Raw genomic sequence first — 7997 nt, forward strand, 5'->3', positions numbered from 1 at the left:
GCGTGAAATCGCCGGCGGCGGTGGAGTCGCATAGGCTGCGATCCGCGGCGGCCGGGCGTTTCAGTTCGAACTGGTTGCCGCTAATGGCGACGTGCACATTACAGCCGGTGGCTACGGCCAGTTTTTGCGCGTAACGAATGGCGTTGAGGGTGTCGTTGAAAAAGCCGTGCTGTTGAAACGACTCGATATCGAAAAAGCGGGGTAGGGCGGTTTTACTCAAAACGCCTATTACGACGATGATCATCACCAGTTCCACCAGCGTAAATCCGGCTTGCCGGTCTAAGCGGGTATATTTAGGCCGGACATTTATCAACGCTGATGGAGAGTCGTTCAAGTGGAAGACGGGCGGCCAAAAGCGGTAATAGGCTGTTACCGCATTTGGCCGGGAAGTGAGTCGATGAATTTAACAACCGGTAAACACGCCCACGGAAATCGTCGGCGCGGCGCCGGCGCTGGCGGGTGGCGTGTAGGTGAAATTGCAGTTGCTCACCGCGCTGGTGCCGCCGTCTTTGGTCGCGCTGATGGTGCTGACGCCACTGGCTACGGCAATATGGTAGTCGGTGGCGGAAACCCCGGCCGCTTCGTCGATGGTGGCTGCATTCGGGTAGCCGTATTTAAGCGTTATGGCGGTGCCTTCCAGGGAAACCGACTCGCTGTCGTCGCTGGTTGCGGTTTTACTTTCGGTTAAGGCTTTGGCGTGCACTATGGCGGCGGCGGATTTGACCGCGCCCAGGGCGCCTTGCAAGGTGGCTCTTCTGGCATCGCCGCCCAAATCGGCGAATTTTGGCAAGGCAACCGCCGCCAGGATGCCCAAAATCACAATCACCATGATCAGTTCGATCAACGTAAAACCCTGCTGTTTTTTAAATACCACGTTGTCACCTTATACTTTGTTTACAAAAAAGCCTGGTAGATCGGCCGATTTCCAATCGATAGTTTAGACTATACTGCTTCGAGCGGGAATTTGAACCAACAAAAATCCTAACCGTTAAGCGCGAAGCACTCTCTAACCCTCCATCGGGAGAGGGTGCAAGCTCTCGGCGATAGCTTGGTTTGCTGAATAGTTACCCAAAATCAATTTACTTGAAATATTCCGCGCCGAGCGCACGCCAACCAGAGATGAGCATACGAACATTCATATTTTGCGATATTTGTAACCCGCAAGGTTTAAGAGCCATAGAGTTTCGCCGGGCGCCGCGTAGCGATGAGCGTACCGGGCGGCGTATCAGCGACGGCAGGGCCTGGTTTGACGGCGAATTGAAAGCCGCTGTAGAGGCGGGTTGGCTGCTGACCCGGGAAGGGCAGCACATTTGCCCGGTGTGTCAATCGGCTAACCGTTAGTGTCTTGTGCGACCCTTTACGCTCGGCTTGTGCGACCCTTTACGCTCGGCTTGTTCGACAACCTCGCCGGCACGGCTTCAAGCCGGCGGATGTCCGGCCGGCCGAACAGGAATGTTTTGCTGTTGGGGGTGGTTGCGCTGGCCCTCAGCCCCGGCAATGCTTATGCGTCGAGAAACGTTAACTCGGTAACGCTGGATGGCGCCGGCAGCGTCAGCGTGGCCGGAGGCGCAACAATCAGCGCTACCGTAACCGTGTTTACGTCCGGCGACTCTGATAGCAGATGGCGCTGCACGGCTTGGCGCATATCGGCTACCAACTCGGGTACGAGAAACAAGGTTGACCACGCCAATCACGAGCAACGCGGTACCTATGCCGAAACGTTTAACATCACCGCGCCCAGCGTTGCCGGAGTTTACAATGCTTATTTTATTGCCTATCGAGATAACGACTGTAGCGATACTCCCACTAGCTATGTATTGAGCAACGCCGTCACGGTCGGCGCTGTCGTAAATGTTGCCTCGATTGAGCCGGCCTCAATCAACCCTACCGGCCCAGCCGCGACGGTATCCTGGACCGTGACCTTCGGCGGTAGCGTTACCGGGGTGGATGCCGCCGATTTTTCGTTAATCCAGAGTGGCGGGGTCGGCGGCGCCAGCATCGTTTCGGTTACCGGCAGCGGCGCAACCTGGACGGTGACTGCCGATACCGGCTCCGGTAGCGGTTCGTTGGGATTGAACCTGGTCGATAACGATTCCATCAAGTCCGGTTCAAACTTGCCGCTGGGGGGCAGTGGCGCCGGAAACGGCGATTTTACCGGCGGGAGCTATACGGTCGTTTCCGCATCCACCGAGTTGCTGGATTTTCATATGGATGAGCCGGTCTGGAATGGCTCGGCCAATGAAGCGATCGATAGCGGAAGCGGCTATAACGGCAACGCCGCAACCTTGTCGGGCGCATTGCCCACGACCGCCGCCACGACTCCGGCGATTGCCGGCAGTACCGGTACTTGCGGCTACGGTGCGTTCAATCGCGCCAACAAAAACTATGTTGTCTTGCCATCCGGTTTCCCAAATCTGGGGGCAAGCGGCGCGGCGTTTACCATTACCGCCTGGATCAGGAGCACGAACAATAGTTTGCCGGGCCAACGTATTTTCATCGACGATGAACACAATACCGCGGGTTATGGTTTTAGCCTGGCGGATGGCGGCACCGGCAGGGTGCGGTTTTTTACCCGCGGCACGCCTTCCGCGCTGATTCTCGATACGGCGAATGTGATTGCCAACAATGCCTGGTATTTCGTGGCGGCGGTAGCGGATGTGCCGAATAAAACTAAACGCATTTATGTGTTCGATAGCGCGGGTTCCTTATTGGCAAACGTTAGCGCCGCATGGAGCGAGAGCGCTTTCGGCTCGGACAGCGGCGTTGCCTCTATCGGCGGAGAAACCAATGCCGCCACGGAAGCGAATAACTCGTTCGGTTTTTCCGGCTATATCGACGAATTGCGGGTATTTCAGGGGGCGCTTAGCCAAACCGGGATTCAGGGTTTGATGGCGCGGACACGCAATTGCGCAACCGTTAATCCGGGTTTGGTCAATCCGGTGGATTTCAATTGTGTCGAGAGCGGGCAGTCGGCATTAACCGGACATCTTTACACCAAGCTTTCCGGTATGCCCTTTAGCTTCGATGTGGTTGCGCTTAAGGATGCCGATAACGATGGTATCGCCGAAGGGGTGCAAACGGCTTATGCCGCCGATGCGAACAGGAACGTTAGCGTCGAACTGGTGGACGGTGCCGGGGACACCGCATGCGGTTCCAGAATGGCGCTTAGTCCGGCGATCAGTCAAACATTAACCTTTGCCAAGGTTAATCAAGCTACTGAACAAGGCAGAAAAACCAGCGGCGGTTTCACGGTGGCCGAGGCTTATCGGAATTTGCGCTGTCGAGTGACCGATGCCACCCATTTACCCGCGGTAGTAGGCTGTTCGGCGGACAGTTTCTCGGTACGTCCGGCCGATTTTGCTGTCTCGTCCAGTGTAACCGCCGGCTCCACCATCAAGGCCGGCAATCTTTTTTCTCTGTCGGCGGCAAGCGGCATAACGGGCTATAACGGTTCGCCGGCGTTGGATCAGGGCAAGTTAACCGCTCATAGCGGGGCGGTCCAACGCGGCATATTGACCGGCACCTTCGATTATGCCGATCCGACAACCGGTACCGCGGCGGGTTCGGATTTTAGTTATTCCGAAGTGGGTTATTTCTCGTTATCGGCCGAGGCCGTCCATGACGATAATTTTACCGAAATCGATGCCGTCAACGCTGATTGCACCGATGACTTTTCCAATAGCTTAACGGGCGGCAAATACGGCTGTAAATTCGGCAATACCTCGGTAATCGGCAATGTGGGGCGGTTTATTCCCGATCATTTCGATGTTACCTACAATACGCCGGTTTTCGCCCCGTCCTGCACAGGTTTCAGCTATATCGGTCAGCCGGTCAAATATGCCGTAAATCCCGTGGCCACCGTCATTGCCCGTAATGCCGATGGCGTAACGACTATGAATTACACCGGCAGCTACTGGAAGATTAATCCGGTTCACGGCAGTTTCGGCATTACGCCCGATTATGCGGAAGCCAATCGGCCGTTAACGGTGTTGAATGCCGCCGCGCCGACGGCAGTGGATAACGGCAACGGTACCGGCACATTACGTTTTGCCGATACCGGTAGCGACATTCTGGCAGTCTCGCGCAACAATCCTATCGCCCCCTTCGCTGCTGAAATTGCCATGAGTTTTACGCTGCAGGATACGGATGCCGTGGCCGCGGCCGGCAATCCCGTGCGCTTCGGGGCCGCCAGCCCCGGCAACGGCATGGCTTTTACCGGCGGCAATAAAGACATGCGTTGGGGCAGATTGGTGCTGCGGAATGCCAACGGTTCGGAATTGATACCCTTGCCGGTGCCGATGTTCAGCGAATATTTCAACGGCAACAGTTTTGTGAAAAACGCCGCCGATAACTGCACGGCTTTGAATTTAAGCAGCCAGCTGTCGCTGAGTAATCCCGAAACGGCCGGCGGCGCGGCGCAGGCCGGCAATGCGTCGATGACGGTCGGGGCTGGGGTTTCTCAGGCGGTTTTGCCGGATGCCACGCTGGCCGCCGGCGATGCCGACCTGCGTTTCGCCGCGCCGGGCAGCGGCAATACCGGTTATATCGATATCGCCGCCGACTTTACCGCTTTGCCGTGGCTGCTGTTCGATTGGGACCACAACGGCAGCCACGATAATTCGCCGTCGGCCAGGGCTACGTTCGGTATCTATCAAGGTAACGGCAAGCAGATTTACCGGCGGGAAGTGTACTAAGCCCGCCTATAGTGCCGCATGCCGGCCGACAAATCCCGCATCGGCGGAAACATTCCCAGCAGCAATACCATAATGCCGTTGACGGCGATCGGAACCGGTTCGATAGCGCCGGCCGGTTATTCAGAACTCGTATTTCAACGACCCCAGTACGCTGAATGGCGTGCCGGGAATAGCGCTAAGGCTGCCGCCGTCCGTATTGGCGTAATACTCTTTGTCTAAAAGATTGTTGATATTCAACTGGGCCGTCAGTCTATGTTGACCGATGCGATGCGTATACGCCGCCATCGCATCCAGCCGGGCATATCCCGGTAATATGAAAGTATTGTCGGAGTCGCCTGGACGCCTGCCGACAGCCACCACGCCCAAGCCCGCTTTAAAGGCTTGGTCGAATTGCCATGTGCCCCAGAGACTGCCCTGATGCCTGGGTACGTTCTCCAGGCGATTGCCTCGCAAACCGCTGAATTCTTCAATGTAATTGACCTGAGTATAAGCATAGGTCGCCAGCAGGTGGAGTTGATCGGTGACTTGCCCCGCCAAGTCCAATTCAATGCCTTTACTCCTGATTTTTCCGGCCAGAATCTGGAAATTCGGGTCGGCTTGGTTAGGGTCGTCGGTCAGCAGATTACTTTTGGTCAAATGGAAATATGCCAGGGTCGAGGAAAACCTCTTGTCATTCGACTCTGTTTTGATGCCGACCTCGTGCTGTTGGCCCTCCTGCGGGTCAAAGCTTGCGCCGCTGGCGCTGACGCCGTTGTTAGAGCTAAAAGACTCGGTGTAACTACCGTAGACCGACAGCCAATCTTGTACTTGGTAAAGTACGCCGGCTCTGGGGCTAAACGCATCGTCCTTTTGCTCCACGCGCCCCGCTTTAGCCGCGGCCAAGGAAGTCGGCGTGAAATTAGCACCTGTCGTAACGTTATCGTAACGGCCGCCCAGCAAGATATGCAGTTTGTCGAACAAAGTGATCTGGTCCTGCACATAGGCGCCTACCCAGGATTCCTTGCGATAGAAAAACGCATTTTCGTTCGTCAACGCCGCAAAATCGACTTGTCCGTAAATCGGGTTATATATATCGATGGCCGGTGCCGGATTGTCCGCGTCATGCGATTCCGTTGTGGCGTGGAAGCCGTCCACGCCGATCAACAGATTGTGCTGGCTGCCCAGGAGTTCGAATTTGCCGTTCAAATCGATATTGCCGGAATGGGTCATCACATCTTGCACGCCGGTGGTGGCGATACGATTCAGACTGCGCTGGTCATTCTGTAAGCCTAAATAATTGTAGAGTGTCGGGCCGCTCAGCGACCAATCCTTAAACAAATAGCGCTGAGTCAGTTTCCAGTTGTTATTGAAGTGGTAGGTCCAGTCAGCGCCGACCAGCGTACTTTCCATCAGTTGGCGCTGCGGGCCGTCCTTTAAGGTGCGGGTGATCGGAATTGGCGCGGGGCGTCCGTTAACGGCGGGAATGCCGAAGTCGGCATTTAAACGGTCATGCTTGTATTCCAGCTCCAGATTGGATTCAAAGCGGTCGTTGGGTCGCCAGGCGAGGGATGGCGCGACAAAAAATCGCTGGTTGCCGACAAAATCCCTGAACGACCCATTGTCCGTGTAAGAGCCGTTCAGCCGGTAAAGCAGGGTCTTGTCGTCGTCGATCGGCCCGGTGGCGTCGACTAGGGTGCGGTATTGATCGTAGGAACCGAACTGCTGTTGCAGCGAATAGTAGGGCGTATCCAGCGGCTTTTTGGTCACGTAGTTGACCAGGCCGCCGGGCTCGATGCGGCCATAGAGTACCGCCGCCGGCCCCTTGAGAATTTCAATCCGTTCGATATTGGCGATGTCGTAAATATCCTGGCGGTTGAACAAACCGTTGCGGTAGGCATCGCCGAAACCGGAGCCGGCCAGACCGCGGATGACAAAGTTGTCGTAGAGATAACCGCCGCCGGTGCGGCCCAATACGCCGCTGACATGGCCGTTGACGGCTTCCGGCAGGGTCATCGACTGTTTGTCCGCCAGCACGCCCTTGGGGATGACCTGTATCGAAACCGGGGTTTCCATCAGCGGGGTATCGGTTTTGGTAGCCGTCGTGGCGTTGGTTACCGCGTAATCCATGTCGTAAGGATCGTTGGGATTACGGACCCCTTTAACCGTGAGGGGTTCCAGCGTGGTGGCATTGCGCCCGCCAGGGGCGGGTTTTAGGGTTACCGTGCCGCTGCCGTCGATACTGTAGATTAATCCGCTACCGCTCAACAGTTTGCGCACCGCCTCGTCCAGGGTATATTCGCCTTGCAATGCCGGGCTGGTTTTGCCGGCGGCGGTTTGTTCGGTATACAGCATGGCCGCGCCGGATTGGGCCGCCAGGGTTTGCAAGGCGCCGGCAAGCGCTTGCGCGGGTATATCGAAGCGGTGTTTGCCGTCCTCGGCATGGGCTTGCGCCGAAATCAGCGTGATGGCTACAGCCAGACCTTTTATCGCCAGTGTCATACTCCATGTCTCCTTTGTGTGGGGTTCATGGGTATAGACGCGGGCGATTTAAAATGCCGCCAGCGAATACCGGATTTTTTACGGTTTGTTGTGTCGCGGCCTAACGCCGGCCGGCGCGACAGCCTCCAATACAATTTCCCTTTCGCCGACATGTTTGACCGTAATCGGCAGCAGAGTGGCGACCGCATTCAGCATATTGTCCAGTTGCCCGGTGCGAAAGCTGCCGTTGACGCGCAGTTCCGCCAGTTTCGGGTCTGGCAGGCGAATCCGCACCTCGTGGTAACGGCCGATCTCGGCCAGCACTTCCGCCAAGGGTCGGCCGCGAAACACCAGCAACCCCTGCCGCCAGGCCGTGGCGGCGGCAATATCGGTTTGCTCAACCGCCGCGAAACGCAGGTCGTTGCCGATGCTCAGTTGTTGGCCGGCCGTTAGCGGGCGGCGCTCGGTCCGGTTATCGACCTCGACTTCGCCTTCCAGCACCGTCACGCTAACCCGGTCCGGCTGCTTGTAGACGTCGAAGGCGGTACCTATGTCGTATATGCCGACATCGCCGACCCGCACGCTAAACGGCCGTTTCGCATCGTGAACTACGTTGAAAAACGCCTCGCCGCGCAGCAATTCCATCCGCCGCTGCCCGCGGTTGAAGCGAACCCTGACTTCGGTGTCCGTGTTCATTTCCAGGTTGGAGCCGTCCGGCAAGGCGACGGTTTGCCGCTGGCCCTTGGCGACGCTATAGCTGCGCGGCAAACCGTACCAGCCTTGCGGCGAGAACAAACCCAAGCCGATTCCCAGCAGCAGGGCGGCCGCGGCACTGTAAGCGGCCGG

Annotated in this window: 6 protein-coding genes; 2 read left to right on the forward strand and 4 right to left on the reverse strand. The window is 57.0% G+C overall.

Annotated features, from left to right (window positions below; all coding sequences use genetic code 11):
* Window positions 1-334: pilus assembly FimT family protein (locus NP596_RS18300; RefSeq protein ID WP_256616841.1), on the reverse strand; the 334-nt coding region annotated here is incomplete at its 3' end.
* Between the two features lie 69 nt (window positions 335-403).
* Window positions 404-874, reverse strand: a complete 471-nt coding sequence (locus NP596_RS21940) for a prepilin-type N-terminal cleavage/methylation domain-containing protein (protein ID WP_371927975.1) — start codon at window positions 872-874, stop codon at window positions 404-406.
* A gap of 245 nt (window positions 875-1119) precedes the next feature.
* On the opposite strand from NP596_RS21940, the gene NP596_RS18310 reads away from it, so the two are divergent.
* Window positions 1120-1341 (forward strand): hypothetical protein, encoded by a 222-nt coding sequence (locus NP596_RS18310; RefSeq protein WP_256616842.1) that lies wholly within the window; start codon window positions 1120-1122, stop codon window positions 1339-1341.
* A 29-nt stretch (window positions 1342-1370) separates the two neighbouring features.
* The gene (locus NP596_RS18315; protein WP_256616843.1) at window positions 1371-4694 is read left to right on the forward strand and encodes a LamG-like jellyroll fold domain-containing protein; all 3324 of its coding nucleotides are present in this window, start codon (window positions 1371-1373) and stop codon (window positions 4692-4694) included.
* 120 nt (window positions 4695-4814) lie between these two features.
* Here NP596_RS18315 and NP596_RS18320 read toward each other — a convergent pair whose 3' ends face one another.
* Together NP596_RS18320 and NP596_RS18325 are read right to left on the reverse strand one after the other, a co-directional pair.
* Window positions 4815-7172 (reverse strand): TonB-dependent siderophore receptor, encoded by a 2358-nt coding sequence (locus tag NP596_RS18320; RefSeq protein ID WP_256616844.1) that lies wholly within the window; start codon window positions 7170-7172, stop codon window positions 4815-4817.
* Window positions 7173-7250: 78 nt separating this feature from the next.
* Window positions 7251-7997, reverse strand: a 747-nt coding sequence (locus NP596_RS18325) for a FecR family protein (RefSeq protein WP_256616845.1), incomplete at its 5' end; no start/stop codon positions are given.

The organism is Methylomonas rivi (assembly GCF_024505165.1).
Lineage (GTDB): Bacteria > Pseudomonadota > Gammaproteobacteria > Methylococcales > Methylomonadaceae > Methylomonas > Methylomonas rivi.